Origin of the sequence: Streptomyces sp. NPDC008163 (assembly GCF_042956885.1) — a bacterium.
Lineage (GTDB): Bacteria > Actinomycetota > Actinomycetes > Streptomycetales > Streptomycetaceae > Streptomyces > Streptomyces drozdowiczii_A.
This window is the reverse complement of the sequence record NZ_JBIBHG010000003.1, coordinates 135,925-153,448: the sequence shown is the minus strand read 5'-3', so window position 1 is coordinate 153,448 and position 17,524 is coordinate 135,925. Positions and strand designations below refer to the sequence as shown.

Sequence of the window (17,524 nt, the reverse complement as noted above, 5' to 3'; positions counted from 1 at the left end):
GCTGGGCGACCGGCACGGTCGGCGGGGCGGGGTTGTTATCGGGTGAAGTGGGCGGGGCGCACGGCCGTGGTCGGCGGGCCGGCACGCGCGGCGGTTGCCGGGCGCGGTCGTGGCGGAGGGGTGGGGCTGGTGGCGTGCTGCCAGCGAGTACGTACGGCGGCGAGGTCGGACAGCGCTCGGCGGGCGCCGATAACGAGCTGGAAGGGAGTGGTGGACGGAACAGCGGCGGACGCCGCGATGCGCTGGGCGCTGAGGGCGGCGGTGGTCAGCAGGGAGCGCTGCAGAACACGTTCGGCCCAGTAGTCCGCGGCCCCAGACGTTTCGGTGAGCAACGCCAGCACGTCGTGGGGAGGCGTTCCGTCGTCCAGCACACCGTGCTGCTGGGCAGCCCAGAGAACAGTGACGGGATCCACGGGCTCCTGCTGGCGCCCGAGGGCGGTCAGCGTCTGCCAGAGGCCGGCATGCAGCGGCTCGGTGAAGTCAGCGGGTAGCAGCCACCGAAGGGTGGCGATCGTGTCGGGGCGGGCAGTGGCGGTCGCGAGCAGCAGCCGCTCCTCCTCGACCGCCTCGCCGTCAAGGGTGAGGGGATACGGCACCGCCGCCGGTGGAGGCCGCACGCCTGCGCGTGGGGGGAAGCGGATCGCGATGTCATCCACGACCGCGAAAACGGCGTCGGTCTCGGCGAGCACGGTCTGCACGGGATGCGGGAGAGCGGTGTCGCTGGCGGTGTGAAGGAGGTGCTCGGCAGCCGACTTCAGGCGGCGACGGGAGTGGTCGGCTTCGACCATGCGGGCGTAGGCCGATGCGTGGCTGGGCCAGGAGCAGTGCTGGATCAGGGTGTGGAGGTAGGTGGGTGTGAGCCCTCGTGCGTGTTCGCGCGTGGCGGCGAGGACCGCGGTGTGCCAGGTGGTGTCCTTCGCGTGGGTCGCGGGGTCGGGTGCCGGCAGGGTGGTGATCGCGGCCCACACGGCGGCGTGAGCGGCGGTGGAGAAGGAGTCGGGGGCGATGCCGGTCACGTCGCCGAGTCGGTGCGGGTCGCGCAGGAGGGCTCCGAGGAGGGCTTGCTCGGCGTGGAACACCGGGGGCGGTTGTACGACGGGGGCGAGTTCGTCGTCGCCGGGGTGATGGGGTTCTGGGGTATGGGTCATCAGGCTGCGAGGGTGAAGTCGTGGGGGTTGAGCGGGACGCCGAGGTGCGGTGCTAGGAGGTGGCCCGCGAGCAACGGGGGCACGGCGTTGCCGATCTGGGAGAACCGCGCGCTCTGGTTCCCGGACCAGGGATAGTTCGCGGGGAACGTCTGCAGGACGCCGGCCTCCTGGGCGGTGATCCGGATCGGCTCCGGCGCCGCCCGCGTGTCCGACTCGTCGAGTGTCGGAGCAGGCTGCGCGACCCAGGTGCACTCGTTGCTCCGGTGCCCGAAGAACAGCGTGCCCGCCGGCTCGGACAGCGAGCGGACGGTGCCGTGCACCTGGTTGTTGCTGCGCAGCGACCAGTCCCAGCGGCCGGTCCCGTCGGCGAGCCGACCCCCATCTGGGTGCGGCCGGGGGGCAGTGTCGGGCTGCGGGAGCCAGGCGCCGTGGTCCCGGGCGGTGGACAGAGCCTTGCGGGAGCCGGACGGGAAGGGCTCCGGGCCGCCTCCGCTCCCGCCACCGGCACACACGGTGGGGACGGGCCGGGCCGTGGCTCCCCAGCCGAGGGCCTCGGCCATGCTGACCCAACGGGCACGGCCAGGCCCGAACAGGCTCTCTGATTCTTCGTGTTGGGCGTGCGTGGGCGAGGGCGGCTGCGCGGAACGGGTTCGGGAGGCGAGGAGGATCGCGCGCCGCCGGGTCTGCGGCACGCCGAAGTCGGCCGCGTTGAGGATTCCGCACCAGGCGGAGAAACCCCACCGGCGCAGGATGCTCGTGTACTGCCTCCACAACGGCAGGACGTCCGGCACTTCCTCCATGACCACCCACTCCGGGTCCCCGACGGTGTTGAGGGCGTGCAGGTAGCGCATGGGTTCGGCGGCGAGCAGGGAGCGCGGGTCGCGGCAGTCCGTGAGGAGGCGTTCGCGGGTGTCCCTACCGGCGGCGAGGTCGGTGACCGCCTGGTGGACGAGTCGCTGGTCCACCAGGCCGAGGCGCTTGCCGGCCCGGCTCCACGCCTGGCACGGCGGGGACGCTATCAACCCGCGTGTACGGCCGACGAAGGGGCGCGTCGGATACATGGCCACGTCGGTCCGGATCGTCACCTGGCCAGCCAACGACCTTGTTTTACACGCCCATTGGTCCCACTCAAGACCGATATCGCTTGCGCCCAGGGCCGCCAGTGCATGACTCCAGCCGCCGGCGCCGGCAAATAGATCAATTATCAAGGTGCCGGCCAGCTGGTCACCGCCCCTTCGTCGCTCGGGAAACAGCCACGGAGGGTGCCGGGGGAACAGCGGAGGTGAGACCTGGGCGGTCCTGGCGGGAATTGGATGCTCTGAGTGCGGGGTCGTTGGCAGAGGGAGCCAAACTCGTCGCCGTGCGCTGGAGGTCGCCTTCCAGTGTTTTCAGAAAGACGTCCACTACCTCGCACCCGGAGAGTACGTATTCACTTGCTTCCTCCCATGCCGCCTCAAGATCGTCCCTACCGTCGCTGCCCCCTCTGATCAGCGCATGCTTCATCCTGATGTTCCCCGCCCGGAAGTGGTAGTCCAGGATTGTTGCGTTCACTTTGGCGAGCTCGGATATGCACTCGCCCAGTGGATCAGACGCATGGCAGTAGGCAGAGAGTGCAATTTTCTCGCCACGGGATGTGCAGTCGGGGTAATTCTTCAGCTTCCGGTTGGCTGCAGCAGTGATATCGAAGAGGTCGTCGAGCAGTTCGCAGACAGTGTTCACGCTGGGAATCGACGGGGGGTGCAGGGCGCGCAGGCGGAAGCGGGCGCGTGCGATCTTGCTGGCCATGTCGTGGAGGTCAAGGGCCTCGCTCATATCGGTCAGGAGTGCTCCAAGGTGTCTTCTGTCGTGATCTGCGGTTATGCGGTGAGGTCGAACCCGTCCTGTGACGGGTCGGCGTCGCCGCGGCAGGCCCAGGGCGAGCAGCCGTCTACAACGCCGTGCTCCAGCAGGTCCTCCTCGTCGGTGAGCTGTGGCGGCAGGGCGGCCCGCTCAGCGGCGGTGACGTGGTCGATCGGGGCCTGGTCGAGCGGCACGCGCGAGCGGTGCAGGAACGCCTGGCCCATCAGCCGGTTGCCCGCCTCGGTGGCGCGTGCATTGCCCTTCCGGATAGCGGCGTCGAATTCCACGACGTCCTCCCATTCCGTGGGAGAGGTGTCACGGATGTGGCGCCATTGGGAGTTTCCGTGGAAGGGGCAGCCGAGGCAGCTGGATTTCGGGGTATCGGCCAGGCCGAGTGACGTCAGGTACCGGATGCAGTCGTTCCTGCTCCAGCCAAGGTCCAGAAGCGGATGCCGGTTGCGCATGTACTTGACGTCGGCGTCCTTGGCGCGATGGAATTCATCAGTGGAAATTCCTACCCACTGCTCGACGTGGATTCCCTTGGGTATGCGTGCGGGATAGGGGTAGCCGAGCAGTTCGCGAACCTTCTGCTTAATCGGCTTTATCTTATATTCGCCGGTGCACTGCCTTCGCGTCATTCCCGGACGCCCATCCTGGTTCAGGATATGGAGAGGCATCGAGGCGAATCGGTGATGCGGATTCAGTGCATCTTCACGTATGTTCCCGGCGGAAACGCGGAGCACGGGAATTCCGGCGGGCTCGGCTATCTGTCGTTCCAGACGGTCCAGGTGTGCGTAAACTGCCTGGGGCTCCCACCCGGTGTCGGCGAAAATGGCGTAGTCGACCTTCGGCAAAATGCCGTCGGCTGACAGGGCGAGGAGAGTGCTGGACTGGACGCCGGCGCCGAGGGAAAGCGCGCGGAACTGGGGCTGATCGGAAATCTTCTGTCCTTGGGGAAAAAGGGGTGGTCGTTGGGGCGGGGCCGGTGCCCGGCAAGGGGGCTGGGACCGGTTCGCCCGTCTGCGGGGCTCTAGACGGATGGGTCAGCGTGTCCGGGTGGGGGCGGGCGCAGCGGCCGGGGCGGGCGCAGCGGCCACGTCCGGGCGGGTGGCCGGCGACCTGCCGAGGGCGGAGGCCAGGGCGGTGATGCCGGCCGCGGTGAGACGCATCCGGTCTTCCAGCCCCCCTGGCGCGTACGCGGAGGGTGTCGCGCTCGCGGCCCGTTCGACCAAGCCGTTGCTCTCCAGCTTCCGCAGGGCGCTGATCCGCACGGGCGTGGTGTGGCAGTGGACGTACTGCCGGCCCAGGGCAGTGCTGACCGCGATGTGTCCGCAGGCGATTTCCCGCAGGGCGCTGCGATGGGTGGAGGCCAGTTCCGAGACCGGGGCGAGCGGGATGCCCCTGGACCGTCGGCGGATGTCACGGGCCACGGTCTCGGCGATGTCCACGGCGTCCGCCGGGGCGAGCGCGGTCAACCTGCGCGCCTCCTGCGGGCTCTGTTCGGCGGAGGCGTTGCTCAGGAAGGCCAGATGGCGGAGGCGGAGCAGGGCGCGCGACAGGTCGGGGCCCTCGTAGAGCCGCTCGGCGAGGACCGTATGGAGGGCGGCACCCACCGCGGCGGACAGCGCGCGGGCGGATTCGGCGTGGGCGTCGGGCTCGGCGTGCTTACCGGGTATCAGGTAGCGGTCCATCGCGTCGTTGTGCTGCACGTACTGGTCGGCGAGCCGAAGCAGCCTGTCGACCACCGGGGTCGGGGAGGCGGTCACGTCGAAGAGGAGACCGTCGGACGGCGCCGTCATGACCGGCCCCTGGGCCCCGGGGCGTGCGGCGGCTTCGGAGTGGGCGCGGCCGGGGTGGCCGACGTGGGCGGCGGCGGGGGCGTCAGCGCGGTGCGCGCGTCGGCCAGGGCCTCTTGCGCACCGTTGAGGTGGACGCGCAGCGCGCCGCGGTGCTCGGTTGCGAGCCAGTGCTTCCGCCGGATCTTCTGCCTCGCGGTGTGGAGATACAGAAGCGGTTCGAGGCTCCGGGTGTAGTGGGCGATGGCCTTGCCGAGGTGAGCGGTGCTGACGGCGAGGCTCTCGACCGACGGAGGGTCGGCGATGTTCGGGACGAGCTGGTATTCGACATCGATGGCCGTGCGCGTGGCGAGCTGACACAGCAGCTCGATGTGGCGCGTGACGTGATGCAGTCCGGTGAGGTCCGGGGTGATGCGGTGATGGCGGATGTCGGCGAGCACTGCGTCAAGGGCGGCGCCGGGGGAGGTCATGTCCTGCAGGTCGCGCGGGTAGAGCGGGCTCAGGGCTTCTCCGGTGGTGTGGTTCAGGAGCTTCCCATAGGAAGCGGGCCGTGTGGTCGGTGCCGTGACCGGGGCGAGGGCGGGAGGGGGTGTGCCATCCGGCCCTGGCGGGGCGCTCGGCGATCAGGCGCCAGCCCGCGCCGCGCAGGGACGCGCCGCTCTCGCCTGCCTGGGTGAAGGTGATCAGACGCGTGTATCCGAGCGCCTTGGCCGCCCGCCACGCGGCCCCGAGGAGCAGCGAGTTCGCGTTGCGGGTGCCGTCGGTGGCGGTGCGGGTGACTTCGAGGGTGGCGCCGTTGTCGTAGTGGCGGGCAACGGGCCGGCCGACGATGGCCACGGCGTGCAGGATGCCGGCCTCGTCGGCGGCGCCGACGGCGAAGACCTGGCCCGCAGGCGGTGGATGGTGCCGGTGCCAGGCGCGGACGAAGTCCTTCGCGTCACGGGAGCGGACCGGTACGAGATGCAGCCGGGTGCCTATGCGGCCTTCTTGAAGTCGGACTGGACCGGGGCGTGCTTGGCGATGGCCCGTGCGGTGATTGCCTTCGATGCCCGGGCGGATGCCGCGGCGAGCTCTTCCGCTTGCGGCTCCTGGTACCAGGGCCGCAGGTCGAGCATGGCGGCGCGCAGGCCGGTCGCGAACAGGAGGGCTGTTCCCTTGGGCAGTGCGCGGATGGCGTCGGGGGGCAGGATGCGCTCCTGGCGCATGCTGACGGAGGTGGACTTCCCGGACTCGGAGTGGGAGGTGGAGGTGGTTGCCACGTCGTGATCACCGATGAGGCGGCTCAGCTTGTCCGCGAAGTCGGGGTCGTCGATACCGCTGCCGATGACCTTGACGGTTGAGGCCGACCACATGGCGTCCATCCCCGCGTCCCCCCATACCTTCTGCCCCTGCCTGTACGACTGGAGGATGGTGATGGGGATGATCCCGCGGCTGCCCAAGTGGGAGTACAGGTCCGGGAGATCGGAGATCTTGCACACGTTTGCGGCTTCGTCGAGGATCGCGAGCATGGGTGGATCGAGGCGTCCTCCCGCCCGTTCTGCCTGGGTGGTGGCGGCCCGCATCACCGAGTCCGCGCATGCGGCGATCAGGGCGCTTGCTCCGCCACCGCCGTCCTTGCTGAGCAGGAACAGGGTGTCGGTGGAGGTGACGAAGTCGGCGGGCTTGAACTCGCGGACGTCTTGCTGGGGTGTCACCCACGCGGCGATCTCCGCGTTCAGCAGAGCGGAGGAATACTGTCTGGCGGTTTCGTAGATGCCGTCGCGGGTTTCCGGCGGCCCCTCCACCGTGCCCTTGAGCTGAGCGGCCACGGCGGTGAAGCCGTGGTCGCGCAGGATGTCGAGCGGGGTGCGGTCGGCGGGGAAGGCGAGCCACTGCATGATGTCGGTGATCGGCCGGTCGTCGAGCGCCGCGGCCAGGAGCAACTGGCCGAGGATGTTGCTGCCGGCCTTCGACCAGAAGTCGCCCTGCTGAGAGGCGTCCACCGACGCGGCGAGGAAGTGCCCGGCCAGCCGGTTCGCCCCTTCCAAAGTGCGGGCGCCCGAAAGCGGGTTCCACCACATCGTCCTGGTGGCGTGGGCGATCTGCTGCGGGTCCATCGTCCACACCCGCCCCACGGCGGCGCGGGCCTCCTGCGTGGTGGTGTAAGCGTCGCCTGCCGCCTTGTTGGACGTCAGCAGGACCGGTCCGGGCGCGGAGAGAATCGAAGGGATGGCGAGACTGGTCGTCTTCCCGGAGCGCGGCGCCATGATGGCCACGGCGACGTCCTCGAAGCCCATCCGTACCTCGTGGCGGGTGCCCTGAAGGGTGCCGAGAAGGACACCGGTGTCCTTCGCGTCGAGGGTCTTGCTGGTCTTGAGGCTGGGGCGCAGGGCGCGCGCCTTGTCAGCGATCTGCTTGGCCAGCAGGGGCTCGATGTCCCGGGGCTTGGCCATGTCGGTGTTCTTCTTCCGGCCGCCGGCGCGGGACTTGTGCCGCGCCCACAGGAGGCCCGCGCCGGCTCCGAGGGCCAGGAGCAGTGCGATGGGGACGATGCGGGCGCCGATGAGCAGGGACGTTTCTCCTGCGTCGGGCCAGACCTGCTCGGGGTGGAGCAGGGCGTCGGTCGGGTGGTAGGGGGCCGGGCGGGTGCCGGTGAGGGCGGCGGTGGCGTTGCCGGACAGCCAGGTCAGGTTGGCGAGGGGAACGACGACGGCGAGGGCGCCGGCCATCAGACGCAGGACGAGGTCGTACCCGTCGGTGCTGGTGGAGGAGGAAGGGGGCAAGGGCAGCTTCTGTACGGGAGCGGACGAGGCGGTCAGCGGCGGCGAGGGCTTGTGCGCGGTGCCGGCGGTGAGGGGTGCTGATTCGCTGACGGTGCGGGGACTCGGGCTGCGAGGGCTTCGACGCGTTCTTCCAGCGCCGCGGCGACGTAGGCGACGGGCGCGTCGAGGAATCGCCGGTTCACGAGGGCAGGGTTGAGGGTCGGCATTCTGTCCACGCCGTCCGTACGCCAGAGGGGCTCGGTATCGGCGAGCGCCGTGGTGAACTGCGTGATCATCTGTACGGGGGTGTGCTCGTGGAAGCGGGCCGCCCAGATCGGCCGGTCGTCCACGGACACGGTGATGTGCCATGATCCGCTGGCGCTGATCCGCTCCACTCGTACGGTGTCGTCGGGGGAGATGTACGCCTGACGGCCGTCTACCGGGATCCAGCCCGCCTCAGCGAGCGGATCGTACGGATTGGACGGGACACTCGTGGGCGCAGGGTCGGTGAGCGTATCGGTGACCGCGGCGATCAGTTCGACCGGAGTGTGGCCGCCGAAGCTGGCGTACCAGGCGGGCTGGTCGCGCCCGGCCGCGTGGAGGAGCTTCCACCACTGGCCGCCCGGGTCGGGCTCCAGGCGCAGGAACGCCGTTTGGTCGGGGCTGGAGAGAAGGACACGGGGCATGAGCGGGTCGTTGCCGTGGCTCCAGCCGCACGCGCGGTGCAGAGGGACGGTGATCCAGGCGGGGTCGCCGCCGCCGGCGAGGTGGCGCGGGGCGACGTACGTGACCTCGACGGTCCCGGGCACGGTGTTCATGCGCGTGCCCGGCTTCGAGGAACGGGGGCGAGGACCGGGCGGGGTGCCAGAGGTGAAGGGGCCTTGCGGGCAGCCGCGTTGACTTCGAGGATCACCTTGCCGTGGGTGGTCCAGTCGTCGAAGGCATCCCACTCCTCGGCGTGATATTCGGCGAGCGCGTCCTCGTACGCCGGGGTGCCGGGCGTCACGGAGGAGAGGGAGTCCTGCGTTTCCAGCCACTGCTGGTCCAGCTCGTCGAGCCGGTCGAGGGCTTTGGTGAGAAGGCCGAGCTGGTACACCCAGCGGCTTTGTACCTGGCCTTCTGGCAGCAGGGTCAGCTGTGTCTCGGCCGTGCCGAGGAGGTGACGGGCCCCGTCGCGGAGAGGTTCGAACGCGGTGTGGGTTTCGGCGTCGCGCTGGCTGGCGCGCAGGCCGTAGGCGTGGCTGTCGTGGGGCCAGCCGTCCAGGTCGGTGTGCTCGTCGGAGTACGCATTCCATGCGTCGAGGATCCTCTGGCTGCCCTTCAGGTAGGTGCTGAGACGGCCGAGGAGTTCACGGTGTGCGCGGTGATCGAAGGTGATGGTGGATCTCCGTTCATATCTGTTCAGCGGCGGTGGGCCCGGCGGCTGGGCGAGGGGCTCGTTACGGGGGCTCCCTGCTGGCGGCGGGCCAACCGCGCGCGGGCCCGGATCTTCCGGAGACGCGAGGCGTGGTCGTCGACCACCTGCTCCGGACGAACCTGGCTGCGTACGTGTACGGCGCTGTGGTGACCGAGCCGCTCATACATGCCACGCTGGAGCGGCTCGGGATCAGCAAGGGCGGTGATGAACGCGCCGATCAGGTGCGCTGGGACCGCGTCGGGCAGGACCGCGTGCCAGATCGACGGGCCCATGGGGGTCCCGTGGCCCGGCGAGCAGATGTCCACCCGCCACGACGCCTCCCACGTCCACGTACCGGCCTCTGTCGGGCGGCGGACGTGGCACATTGCGTCGAGGGAGTGAGCGGCGCTGGATGACTCGATGACCCATCCTTCCCACCCCAGGATCTGGAAGGGATCGACGGGGCTCTCGTCGGGGACGGGGAGGACGAGGGCGTCGGTGAATCGAGACAGGATTTCGGCGGGTACGAGTTCGCAGAACTCGGCGTACCAGCCGGGCTCGGGGCCGGCGGGTTCGGCTGTGAGCCGCCACCATGCGCCGGTGGCGGACTGCGGATCGAACTGCATGGTGTACCGGTGGTCCGGGCTACGGAGCACGATCTCGGGGCTGAGCGGGTCGGACGTGCGGGTTCATCCGGCGGCGGCCAGGCCGTGGGTGACGTGGCGGGCGTCCCCGGGGCCGGCGAGGTGACGCGGACTGGTGTCGTGCAGGAGTTGCGTAGCGTGCGTGCGCGCGAACGCGGCATGCAGCCGCTCGGTCAGCGGCATCGGGCAGGCTCCGGCTCGGTGAGACCCGGCCTGCGGCGGAGGGTGTGGTCGAGTACGAGGTGGGGCACGGGCCTCCTGTGATGGCCGGCGCCGGGATCAGCGTCGGGTGCGGGCCCCGCCGGCGTGGGCGTAGGGCGGTGCCGAGGTGGAAGGCCGGGCCGATCGAGCGGAGTTACGGGCCCAGGTGGCGGCGCGTGCGGCGTTGATGCGGGCCTGCTGCCAGGCGCCGAGCTGGGACGGTGTGACACTGACCGACCAGGTGCGGATCTTCGAGCTGTGCGGGACGCGCCCCCGAGGGCGCATCACTGGTTCCGGGGAGGCGAGTTGCGCGGTGAAGGCTTGGACCACGTGCAGCGGTGTGGTCGGCGTGAAGGCGCCGGTCCAGCTGTTGCCCTGGGTGTCGTTGGCTCCGGTCCACCACAGCGCTGTCCCGTCGGCCTCCTGGCGGTACTGCACCCATGCGGCGCCGTCCGGGCTGGTCGCCGCATAGCTGGTGCCCTCGAAGCGCGCGTTCCAGTTGCCTTCGGCCAGCGGCGCCCAGACGTTCGGGGCGTGGGCGGAGCGAGGAAGCGGGAGGGCGTCGGTGAGGCCGGCGACGATCTCCACGGGGGTCTGCCGGCCCAGGTGGGCCGACCACTCCTGTGTGGACCTGGTGGCTTTGCCGTGGATGGTCCATCCGCCGGGCTGACCGTGGGGGTCGTAGGCGACGCGGAGGGTGCGGTCCGGGCTCTCCATGATCAACGGGCCGCGCTTCGTGGACCTGTCCCGCCATCCTGACGCGCGCAGGTATTCGGAGATGTGCCGGATGTCGCCGCCCCCGGCGACGGTTCGGGGCTGGACGAGGTAGTGCTGCTCGGGCTGCTCGGAGCCCCAGCCCTGCTGCCTCTGCCTCTTCCGGGTCATCGGTGCCTCCGGACGACGAGCGGTGCGGGTGTCGGGGGTGTTGCCGATCCGGTTGCGTGCTCCGTGCCGAGACGCCTCAGGGAGGTGCGGTGTTCGTCGAGGTCTCCGCCGATGGCGTCGAGGTCGTGGGTCGCCCGGCCCAGAGCGAGCCACACTTCGGCTGGAAGCACACCGCGCTCGGCCTGGCCCTTGGCGAACGTGCTGCTCACGGAGAGGAGTCCGGTGACGCCGTCGAGCAGGCCGTCGTCCGGGTCGAGGACGCGAGCGATGACCTGCGTCGCTTGGTGAGGAGGGAGCTGGGCGACGTGGTCAGCGAGCAGATGGATTTGCCGCGTGATCTCGTTCGCCAGCCCTATCGGGTAGGGGACGGGGTGGGACATGCTCCTGCGGGACGATGGACGGGTGAGGGCGGTGGTGCCGTGTTTCAGCGAGGACGGCCTCCGGCCGGGCGCCCGCCAGCAGGGACGTGCGGTCGGGGCCGGTCAGGACGCAGGTGCGCAGGTAGTGCCGGAACCTGGCGGTCGCCAGCCGCGGTTTGATCCGCGTGCTGATGGGCGGGGGAGTTCGGCGTCGTACGGGGTTCTCCGGGGACGGGGGTGCTGTGGCTGGCGGCGTGATCGCGGACGTGGCCGACCACTTGGGTGGCCCTGGTCAGCGAGTCGGCGATGTCCGTAAGCCGGGCGATGGAATCGGGCTCCACCGTGGGGGAGACGGGCTGGGCTTCACCGGCGGCGAGATAGGCGCGGACGACGACTTCCCTGGTGAGGGTCAGCAGTCCGGTTTCCGGGGCGCAGATCTCGGTCAGCGCGTCGGCCACCTGACTGCTGGTCTTGGCGCCGGCGGCGCGCTCGGCGAGATGGGCCAGGTAGCGCAGCGCGGCATCACGGTCGCCGTCTGGCGTGGCCAGCGCGTTGAGGGCCGGGTCGAGGTGCACGCGATACCCGGCGGCGAGCAGCGCGTGCGAGGCGGCGGTCGCCTTCAGCCGCTGCTGCTCGACGGGAAGCCCGAGCGGAAGCCGGTGATAGGGCCCGCGAGGACCGGGAGCGGACAGGAAGCCGCCCGCGCGCTGGAGGATGTCCGCGACCTCGTCGGCGCCGCCTATCGCGAGGACCAGGCCGGTGCGGGGCTCCTTGGTGATGGTCACGTACTCCAGCGCGTAGAACTCGGGCTCCTTCTGCCTCATCGTCCGCGCACCGACGGGGTGCGGGCGCCCGCCGGAGCCGGCGGGGCGGACGCCGGGACGGCGGTGGTTGCGGTCCGGCCCGCAGAGTGCTGCAGACCGATCCCGATGCCGATCGCCTCCAGTTGAGGACCGATCTCGCGCAGGGCGCGGGCCTGGGCGTGGGTGTCGTCGCCGCGGAGGCGGTAAATGCCGTCCTGCGGGTCCTGGACGAAGCCGTGGGCCAGGAGGATCTCACCGGCGCGGTGATCGACGGGCGCTGTGGCGACGCTGCCGTCCACCTGCCAGGTCAGAACAACTCGGTCCGCCTGCGAGGGCTGGATGCCGCCGAGGACGGTGGTGCGGACCTGGGCGAGCGCAGTGTCGTAGCGGGCGAGGAGATCGCCGGCAACCTGTTCCGCGCTCAGGAACGGGTCGTCGGCCAAGGCTATTCCGTTGGGCTCGGGGACGGCGCGGTACGCCTCGTCGGGCAGGGCGCGCGGGGCGACGGCGGCGATGAGGAACCCTTCGCGTTCGTCGTGCCGGTCCAGAAGGACGAGCTGGGCACCGTCCGGGCGGGTAAGGAGGGCCGCCTGCTGGAGCGGGTGTTCGGCGAGGGAGGCGGCGACCAGGTCCAGGTCCCAGATCCGGTCGGCGAGTTCGGCGAGGTCGTCCTTGGCGTCCGCCGGGACAAGGGAGCTGGTCCAGGCGCCGGGGAGTTCTCCGGCGAGGACGTCGGCGTACGAGGCGAGGCGATCGGAGATGTCGTGGTCGTTGTGCATGGTGTCCTTGGGCGGTATGGGAGTCAGCGACGCCGGCCGACGGCCACCGGGGGCGGCGGGACCGGGAGCATGCGCGGCGGGGGCGGGCAGGCACACACGGCGGAACGCTCGTGCTCGTTGGCCGGGACCTCCTGTGCGCAGGTGCTGCGGCCCGGGTGCGGGGCGTGCCGGTCGGCGAGGTCGTTGCGGGTATGGGAGAGGTCGGTGTGGATGATGCGGAGGACCTCGTCGGCGAGGTAGCGCAGCCGCCGGGCGATGTGCGGGTCGGGTGGTTCACCGAGCCCGTCGTAGAAGCAGGCGGTTGCGATGAGGACTTCCTCGACCGCGGCGAGGACACCGTCATGGGGAGCGACCAGCTCGGTGAGGGCCTCGGCCGCCTCGTCCGTGGTGGTGGCCTCACCAATGAGGTCGGCAAGGTGAGCGACGGAGGAACTGGGCGGCAGATAGCTGGCCGGCCGGTGGCGGGTGTCGAATTCGGTGTCGCAGATCACGTGGTACCCCTGCGCCCGGAGACGGGCGACAGCTCCGGTGGCCAGACGGTCCTCGTCCTTGGCGGCCAGACCGGTGGGGACGCGGTGATAGCTCTCGTGAACGCGTACGACGGGCACGAAACCAGCCCGTTGAAGGATGCTGTGCGCTTGTGCGTCGCCGTCACGGGCGAGGAGTTCCTCAGAGTCCGGATCGCGGCGGATTACCACACAGCGGTTAGTACGAGGCAGGAACGATTCTCCTAAGGTGATCGCCGGCTGGGACGGCCGACGGAGGGCGGTACGACGGCCGACGGAGGGTGGCCCATCACGGCAGCGGTGCGCTCTAGGTCCTGCTGAATGGAGTGGACACGGCGGGCGATCCAAGCCAGGCGGTGCGTTGCGTCGGTACCCGGGCCGGTCCGGTGGGCGGCGTGTTCGACGAGCCCCCGGACTGCGGCAAGCGGGCCATTGTGCTCGTCGGCGAGCTGTGTCAGGACGCTCGCGAGCTGTGCCGTCGCGGTGGGCACCGGCCGCGCAGTGCGGGGCGGGACCAGATCGAGTTCCTGTTGGATGCGGCGTGCCTCGGCATCCAGCCGGTCCAGAACATCCTCGGGCGGGGAATGCCAGGTGCCATCCACGGTGATGAGGTTGGCGATTAGATCCAGGCGTCCGGGAAGCGCCTGGAAGGCGACCCACCGGGCGCCCTGCCCCTGATGGGCGGGGATCTCGATCGTGGCGGTTCGCGCGAGACGGTGAGCGATCTCGGCCCACTCGTGTCGGGTCAGCTTGCGGCAGCCGGGGGCGAGACTGACTTCGAGGTGCAAGATCGCATGCCGGTCACCGTCCGGGCTCGACGCGAACGGGTGCTCCAGGTAGGGATCTTGCAGGTGCTCGATCCACTGCCCGGCCGTCCAGGTCCACTGTTCTCCGGCCAGGGTGTAACGGTCCAGTCCCGGCCAGGCGGCCACGACTACATGCTCCGGCAGCGAATCGAGGGAGGAAGCCCACTGCCCAAGTGCCATATACACCGGGCCGTTCGGCATGTGCACGCGGGCGTACAGATGGGGGATCACCGGCCACCCCGGGCGTCTGCGATGTGTACGAGCTGGCCCAGGGCGGTGGTGGTGTACCAGCCGCAGTCGATCAGTTCCTCCCGGCCGGTGAATCGCGGTAGCAGCGCCTCTTCCATGGCCCGGAGGTGGATCACGCAGTCGGGGCAGCGACGGGCGAGGTGCACGAGGTAGCGGGGGTGGGCGGTGACGTAGGACTGGGCTCCGCCGGTCGCGTCCCGCACACGCCACCCGTCCTCGTCGGTCGGGGTGTGCCAGGACGGGGCGACGACGCGCATCGAGTCGCCCCACAGTTCACCGCCGGCGACCCCCTTGAGGACGACGACGGTGTCACCGGCCTGGAAGTGCTGGTGCGTGATGTGCCGCTCGGGGGTGAGCGGGTCGGGTGTCGGCGCGAACGCCGAGGTGCGAGGGGGCTGGGACATGAGGTCCTTCCGCAGGTGGCGGGGTGGGAGCATCAATAGTCCGGAGGAACGCCGGTTTGGCTAACCGGCGACTGCCGGGTATATTCCCGGCGCTTCGCCTCCCCCATAGCTTGCCTGATGGGCGAACTCTCATGAAGGCTCTGCTCGTTGTGCACGCCTGATGGTGCACGAAGCTTCAGATCGCTCGCTCATCTGCGCCCGCCCATCAGCCCGGCGAAGGTGGGGCACGCTGTAGATCGCCGCCTGCGGCCCGTAAGGAGCACTCTCTCCAGGCCGCTGACGCGACGGCAGGCGGAACAACCCTGCCTGGCGGGGACCACAGTTCGTGACCTGCGAAAACCGGCCCGGAGGTGGTAATCCTTTCTCCTGTTGGAAGCCTGCTCTGATTCATAGAATTAAGCATCAACCCAAACCCCCTGTGCGGGTACATTTGAGTAACCGTGTTGGGGCAAGTCGGCAAGTCGACTGCATTTTCAGGTGATACTCTGAGGCCGTCCTGTCCGCCTTTCCAGTGAGGGAAGGGGGTGATGGACGTGCAGGAACCTGGTCAACAAACGCCACGGCAGTCGATGCGTCGACGGTGGGCGTGTCTGCGGCACCGATTGAGGACTGTAGTCCTCGTGGGCCAGCTTGTTCTGGTCGTCGTGCAGGTCGCGTACACGATCGAGTCGTGGCTGCTCTGACCAGGGTGTGAAGGCAGGGGCCCACGTATGTGGACCCCTGCCTGCGCATCCACGTCCCGCTCGGTCGGGGCCCGTCGAAGCTTGCAGGCAGTGGCGGGTCCCGGCCCCAATGTGGATGTCTATTAAGACTGTACACCATCGACATTTGACTTTCGTGATCCTTGACGCTTGGCGTATCTGCATTCGCCGGTCCCGTAATTGTTCCTCGGGAATTGGCCGTAAATCTGCCCCGCGCATTGTCGGTCAGTATGTTGTGACGGAATTTCCGGGCTGCTGCCATCTGGGTGTGTCGGCAACATACTCAAGGCGTGATTTCCGGGATGCAGAGGTTCGCGAGGATCGGCAGGAGGACGGCACTCCTGTGGGGTGTGCGGGCCTGTGCGTTAGGCGTCGCGGTGCGCGTACGGTCATCGGCTCCGGAGAGGAGCTCCGTTGGACGGCTGGCGAGCGGGCACCCAGATGGGTGATGGCCGATCAATTCCGAGTGAAGGTCAGCAGAAGGGGTTCTCTGTCCCGTGATCCTGCTCGGTGGCGGCGTCCAGGAGTTCCTCCAGGTCAGAACCTTCTGCGTCCCTCTGGTCGATCCACCAACCTGCTCGACCGATTTTTCGGGCCCTCTCCTCCAGCTTCTGCCAGTCGTCGTCGTCCCAGCTTCCCTCCAGGACGAGCGCGTTGTGCGCAGCGGTCATCAGCTGGTGGCGGGAGCGCTCGCCCCAGGCCAGGGTCTTCTCCGGGCCTTCGAGCGGCGGCATGTCGTACTGCTTCGCCCACGCGGTGGCCTTCTCCTGCTCGGCGGCCCGCTTGGCCGCGAGCCACTGCTCCTTCGAGCCGGTGTCGGCGTCGCGTGCTGCCTTCCAGCAGGAGGTGCAGTCCTTCGCCGCGAGCCAGCGTGCGAAGCCGGCCCGCTTGTCGGCCGGGCGGCCGGACAGGTCATGAACGACCTGGTGGGAGCAGGTGTGCTCCACGGTCCACTGTGTACGGACTCCCGGGTAATTCCGTTTAACGGGCGTTGCGTTCGAGGTCGGGCGGTTGTTCTGCGGCTTCAAATCGAGAGACTTTCTGTAGGGGGTGGGATGTTGAGCTGCATCGTTGCGGAGCTTCGTGCATTGGATGCATGATTCACGCGGCGGACGGAGGTGGCCGAGGTGCTTGGTGGCGGTCCCGGGGACGCGTCAGCGCGGCTGGTGCTGCTGCAGGGGGTGTCTCTGCTGCGTCCCGAGGACGCAGTCTTCGAGGCGATGCTGGAGGGATGGACACGTCAGCAGCGCGGTGGACGGCGTCTACAGCCGAAGACGATCGGTGACCGGATCAGGGTGGTGGAGCGGTTCGCGGAGTTCACGAACGCCTACCCGTGGCAGTGGGCTGCGTCGGATCTCGACGACTGGATGACGCATCTCATCGGCGTCGCACGACGGGCCGAGTCGACGATCCGCAGTTACCAGGGCGCGATCCGACTGTTCTGCGACTACGCCACCTCTCCGCACTACCAGTGGCCCGCCGAGTGCGAAGAGCGCTTCGGGACGCACCCGGTGCAGATCTGCCACGAGTGGAACACCGTGGCTCACCTGGTGGAGTGTGAAGGCCGGCCAGGACGTCGACCGATGACACGGGCCGAGCTGCAGACCTTCTTCGACTACGCCGACAACCAGGTCGAGCGGGCCGTGCGCCTGGGCCGGAAGGGCGCGTTGGCGGCGTACCGGGACGCGACGGTCTTCAAGGTCATGTACGGGTGGGGCAGCCGGTGCACGGAGACATCGCGCCTGGACACGGTCGACTTCTACCGCAATGCCGCGGCACCGGAGCTGGGGGCTTTCGGCTCACTGCACGTGCGGTACGGAAAGCGCACGAAGGGATCGCCGTGGCGGCGGCGCACGACCTTGTCGGTGATGCCCTGGGCGGTGGAGGCGGTGGCCGACTACGTGGTGAACGTCCGGCCGCGGTACGCGAGGGCGGCGGACCATCCGGCGCTGTGGCTGACCGAGCGGGGCGGGCGGCTGCAGCCCAGAGAGATCGAGGATCGGTTCGCTTCCTATCGTGATGCGCTGGGTCTGGATGGGGATCTGGTGCCGCACTGCCTGCGGCACAGCCACGTCACACACCAGATCGAGGACGGTGCCGACCCGGCGTTCGTGCAGCGTCAGGTCGGTCACCGCTACGCGTCGACGACAGCCCTGTACACCGGGGTGAGCGGGGACTTCATGAACGCGATGATGCGACGGATGCTGGACCGGGCCTTGAGCCCGGTGCAGTAGTCGGCGGCGACTGGGAGAGGGGACACGGTGCGG

At 69.4% G+C, this 17,524-nt stretch carries 21 protein-coding genes; 1 reads left to right on the top strand and 20 read right to left on the bottom strand.

The genetic code is table 11. The annotated features are described in order from the left end of the window. Positions 1-35 precede the first annotated feature (35 nt). The 20 genes from ACFZAT_RS08715 to ACFZAT_RS08620 all read right to left on the bottom strand — a co-directional run bounded on the left by ACFZAT_RS08715 (position 36) and on the right by ACFZAT_RS08620 (position 16,204). Positions 36-1,148: a DnaB-like helicase N-terminal domain-containing protein gene (locus ACFZAT_RS08715; protein ID WP_391262128.1), complete on the bottom strand. Its 1,113-nt coding sequence runs from the start codon at positions 1,146-1,148 to the stop codon at positions 36-38. Further along, a complete protein-coding gene (locus ACFZAT_RS08710; protein WP_391262126.1) occupies positions 1,148-2,356 on the bottom strand; it encodes a DNA cytosine methyltransferase in 1,209 nt (402 codons plus the stop codon). Before ACFZAT_RS08710 ends, ACFZAT_RS08715 begins: the two co-directional genes overlap by 1 nt. A gap of 16 nt (positions 2,357-2,372) precedes the next feature. Beyond that, positions 2,373-2,960: a hypothetical protein gene (locus tag ACFZAT_RS08705; protein ID WP_391262124.1), complete on the bottom strand. Its 588-nt coding sequence runs from the start codon at positions 2,958-2,960 to the stop codon at positions 2,373-2,375. A gap of 44 nt (positions 2,961-3,004) precedes the next feature. Then, complete coding sequence (locus ACFZAT_RS08700; protein ID WP_391262122.1) at positions 3,005-3,841, bottom strand: hypothetical protein; 837 nt, start codon at positions 3,839-3,841, stop codon at positions 3,005-3,007. A 189-nt stretch (positions 3,842-4,030) separates the two neighbouring features. Then, positions 4,031-4,786, bottom strand: a complete 756-nt coding sequence (locus tag ACFZAT_RS08695) for a hypothetical protein (RefSeq protein WP_391262120.1) — start codon at positions 4,784-4,786, stop codon at positions 4,031-4,033. Further along, positions 4,783-5,253 carry a hypothetical protein gene (locus ACFZAT_RS08690; RefSeq protein ID WP_391262118.1) on the bottom strand — a complete coding sequence of 157 codons (471 nt, stop codon included), beginning with the start codon at positions 5,251-5,253 and terminating at the stop codon, positions 4,783-4,785. The genes ACFZAT_RS08695 and ACFZAT_RS08690 overlap by 4 nt, the downstream gene beginning before the upstream one ends. Further along, positions 5,228-5,749, bottom strand: a complete 522-nt coding sequence (locus ACFZAT_RS08685) for an XF1762 family protein (RefSeq protein ID WP_391262749.1) — start codon at positions 5,747-5,749, stop codon at positions 5,228-5,230. Before ACFZAT_RS08685 ends, ACFZAT_RS08690 begins: the two co-directional genes overlap by 26 nt. Before the next feature lie 8 nt (positions 5,750-5,757). Beyond that, on the bottom strand, positions 5,758-7,545 hold the full coding sequence (locus tag ACFZAT_RS08680) for a TraM recognition domain-containing protein (RefSeq protein ID WP_391262116.1): 1,788 nt from the start codon (positions 7,543-7,545) through the stop codon (positions 5,758-5,760). A gap of 32 nt (positions 7,546-7,577) precedes the next feature. Beyond that, positions 7,578-8,342, bottom strand: coding sequence for a DUF317 domain-containing protein (locus ACFZAT_RS08675; protein ID WP_391262114.1), 765 nt, complete (start codon positions 8,340-8,342; stop codon positions 7,578-7,580). Then, a complete protein-coding gene (locus tag ACFZAT_RS08670; RefSeq protein ID WP_391262112.1) occupies positions 8,339-8,620 on the bottom strand; it encodes a hypothetical protein in 282 nt (93 codons plus the stop codon). Before ACFZAT_RS08670 ends, ACFZAT_RS08675 begins: the two co-directional genes overlap by 4 nt. A 305-nt stretch (positions 8,621-8,925) precedes the next feature. After that, positions 8,926-9,576 (bottom strand): DUF317 domain-containing protein, encoded by a 651-nt coding sequence (locus ACFZAT_RS08665; RefSeq protein WP_391262110.1) that lies wholly within the window; start codon positions 9,574-9,576, stop codon positions 8,926-8,928. Between the two features lie 33 nt (positions 9,577-9,609). After that, a complete protein-coding gene (locus ACFZAT_RS08660; protein ID WP_391262109.1) occupies positions 9,610-9,747 on the bottom strand; it encodes a hypothetical protein in 138 nt (45 codons plus the stop codon). A gap of 96 nt (positions 9,748-9,843) precedes the next feature. After that, positions 9,844-10,650, bottom strand: coding sequence for a DUF317 domain-containing protein (locus ACFZAT_RS08655; RefSeq protein WP_391262107.1), 807 nt, complete (start codon positions 10,648-10,650; stop codon positions 9,844-9,846). Further along, positions 10,647-11,030, bottom strand: coding sequence for a hypothetical protein (locus ACFZAT_RS08650; RefSeq protein ID WP_391262105.1), 384 nt, complete (start codon positions 11,028-11,030; stop codon positions 10,647-10,649). The genes ACFZAT_RS08655 and ACFZAT_RS08650 overlap by 4 nt, the downstream gene beginning before the upstream one ends. 44 nt (positions 11,031-11,074) lie before the next feature. Beyond that, positions 11,075-11,833, bottom strand: coding sequence for a hypothetical protein (locus ACFZAT_RS08645; protein WP_391262103.1), 759 nt, complete (start codon positions 11,831-11,833; stop codon positions 11,075-11,077). Beyond that, positions 11,830-12,591, bottom strand: coding sequence for a hypothetical protein (locus ACFZAT_RS08640; RefSeq protein ID WP_391262101.1), 762 nt, complete (start codon positions 12,589-12,591; stop codon positions 11,830-11,832). The genes ACFZAT_RS08645 and ACFZAT_RS08640 overlap by 4 nt, the downstream gene beginning before the upstream one ends. A gap of 23 nt (positions 12,592-12,614) precedes the next feature. After that, positions 12,615-13,199, bottom strand: a complete 585-nt coding sequence (locus tag ACFZAT_RS08635) for a hypothetical protein (protein WP_391262098.1) — start codon at positions 13,197-13,199, stop codon at positions 12,615-12,617. A 122-nt stretch (positions 13,200-13,321) separates the two neighbouring features. Further along, positions 13,322-14,134: a relaxase/mobilization nuclease gene (locus tag ACFZAT_RS08630; RefSeq protein ID WP_391262097.1), complete on the bottom strand. Its 813-nt coding sequence runs from the start codon at positions 14,132-14,134 to the stop codon at positions 13,322-13,324. Then, positions 14,131-14,556 (bottom strand): hypothetical protein, encoded by a 426-nt coding sequence (locus ACFZAT_RS08625; RefSeq protein ID WP_391262095.1) that lies wholly within the window; start codon positions 14,554-14,556, stop codon positions 14,131-14,133. Before ACFZAT_RS08625 ends, ACFZAT_RS08630 begins: the two co-directional genes overlap by 4 nt. Before the next feature lie 1,174 nt (positions 14,557-15,730). Then, entirely contained in the window at positions 15,731-16,204 is a 474-nt protein-coding gene (locus ACFZAT_RS08620) for a hypothetical protein (RefSeq protein WP_391262092.1), read from the bottom strand. Between the two features lie 171 nt (positions 16,205-16,375). On the opposite strand from ACFZAT_RS08620, the gene ACFZAT_RS08615 reads away from it, so the two are divergent. Continuing rightward, positions 16,376-17,491 (top strand): tyrosine-type recombinase/integrase, encoded by a 1,116-nt coding sequence (locus ACFZAT_RS08615; RefSeq protein WP_391262088.1) that lies wholly within the window; start codon positions 16,376-16,378, stop codon positions 17,489-17,491. Positions 17,492-17,524 lie beyond the last annotated feature (33 nt).

Bases quoted from the DNA above. Each gene is read 5' to 3' on its own strand.
- ACFZAT_RS08705 (WP_391262124.1), bottom strand. From the start codon at position 2,960: ATGAGCGAGGCCCTTGACCTCCACGACATGGCCAGCAAGATCGCACGC.
- ACFZAT_RS08695 (WP_391262120.1), bottom strand. From the start codon at position 4,786: ATGACGGCGCCGTCCGACGGTCTCCTCTTCGACGTGACCGCCTCCCCG.
- ACFZAT_RS08690 (WP_391262118.1), bottom strand. From the start codon at position 5,253: ATGACCTCCCCCGGCGCCGCCCTTGACGCAGTGCTCGCCGACATCCGC.
- ACFZAT_RS08625 (WP_391262095.1), bottom strand. From the start codon at position 14,556: ATGTCCCAGCCCCCTCGCACCTCGGCGTTCGCGCCGACACCCGACCCG.
- ACFZAT_RS08655 (WP_391262107.1), bottom strand. From the start codon at position 10,650: ATGACCCGGAAGAGGCAGAGGCAGCAGGGCTGGGGCTCCGAGCAGCCC.
- ACFZAT_RS08650 (WP_391262105.1), bottom strand. From the start codon at position 11,030: ATGTCCCACCCCGTCCCCTACCCGATAGGGCTGGCGAACGAGATCACG.
- ACFZAT_RS08645 (WP_391262103.1), bottom strand. From the start codon at position 11,833: ATGAGGCAGAAGGAGCCCGAGTTCTACGCGCTGGAGTACGTGACCATC.
- ACFZAT_RS08640 (WP_391262101.1), bottom strand. From the start codon at position 12,591: ATGCACAACGACCACGACATCTCCGATCGCCTCGCCTCGTACGCCGAC.
- ACFZAT_RS08660 (WP_391262109.1), bottom strand. From the start codon at position 9,747: ATGCCGCTGACCGAGCGGCTGCATGCCGCGTTCGCGCGCACGCACGCT.
- ACFZAT_RS08715 (WP_391262128.1), bottom strand. From the start codon at position 1,148: ATGACCCATACCCCAGAACCCCATCACCCCGGCGACGACGAACTCGCC.
- ACFZAT_RS08675 (WP_391262114.1), bottom strand. From the start codon at position 8,342: ATGAACACCGTGCCCGGGACCGTCGAGGTCACGTACGTCGCCCCGCGC.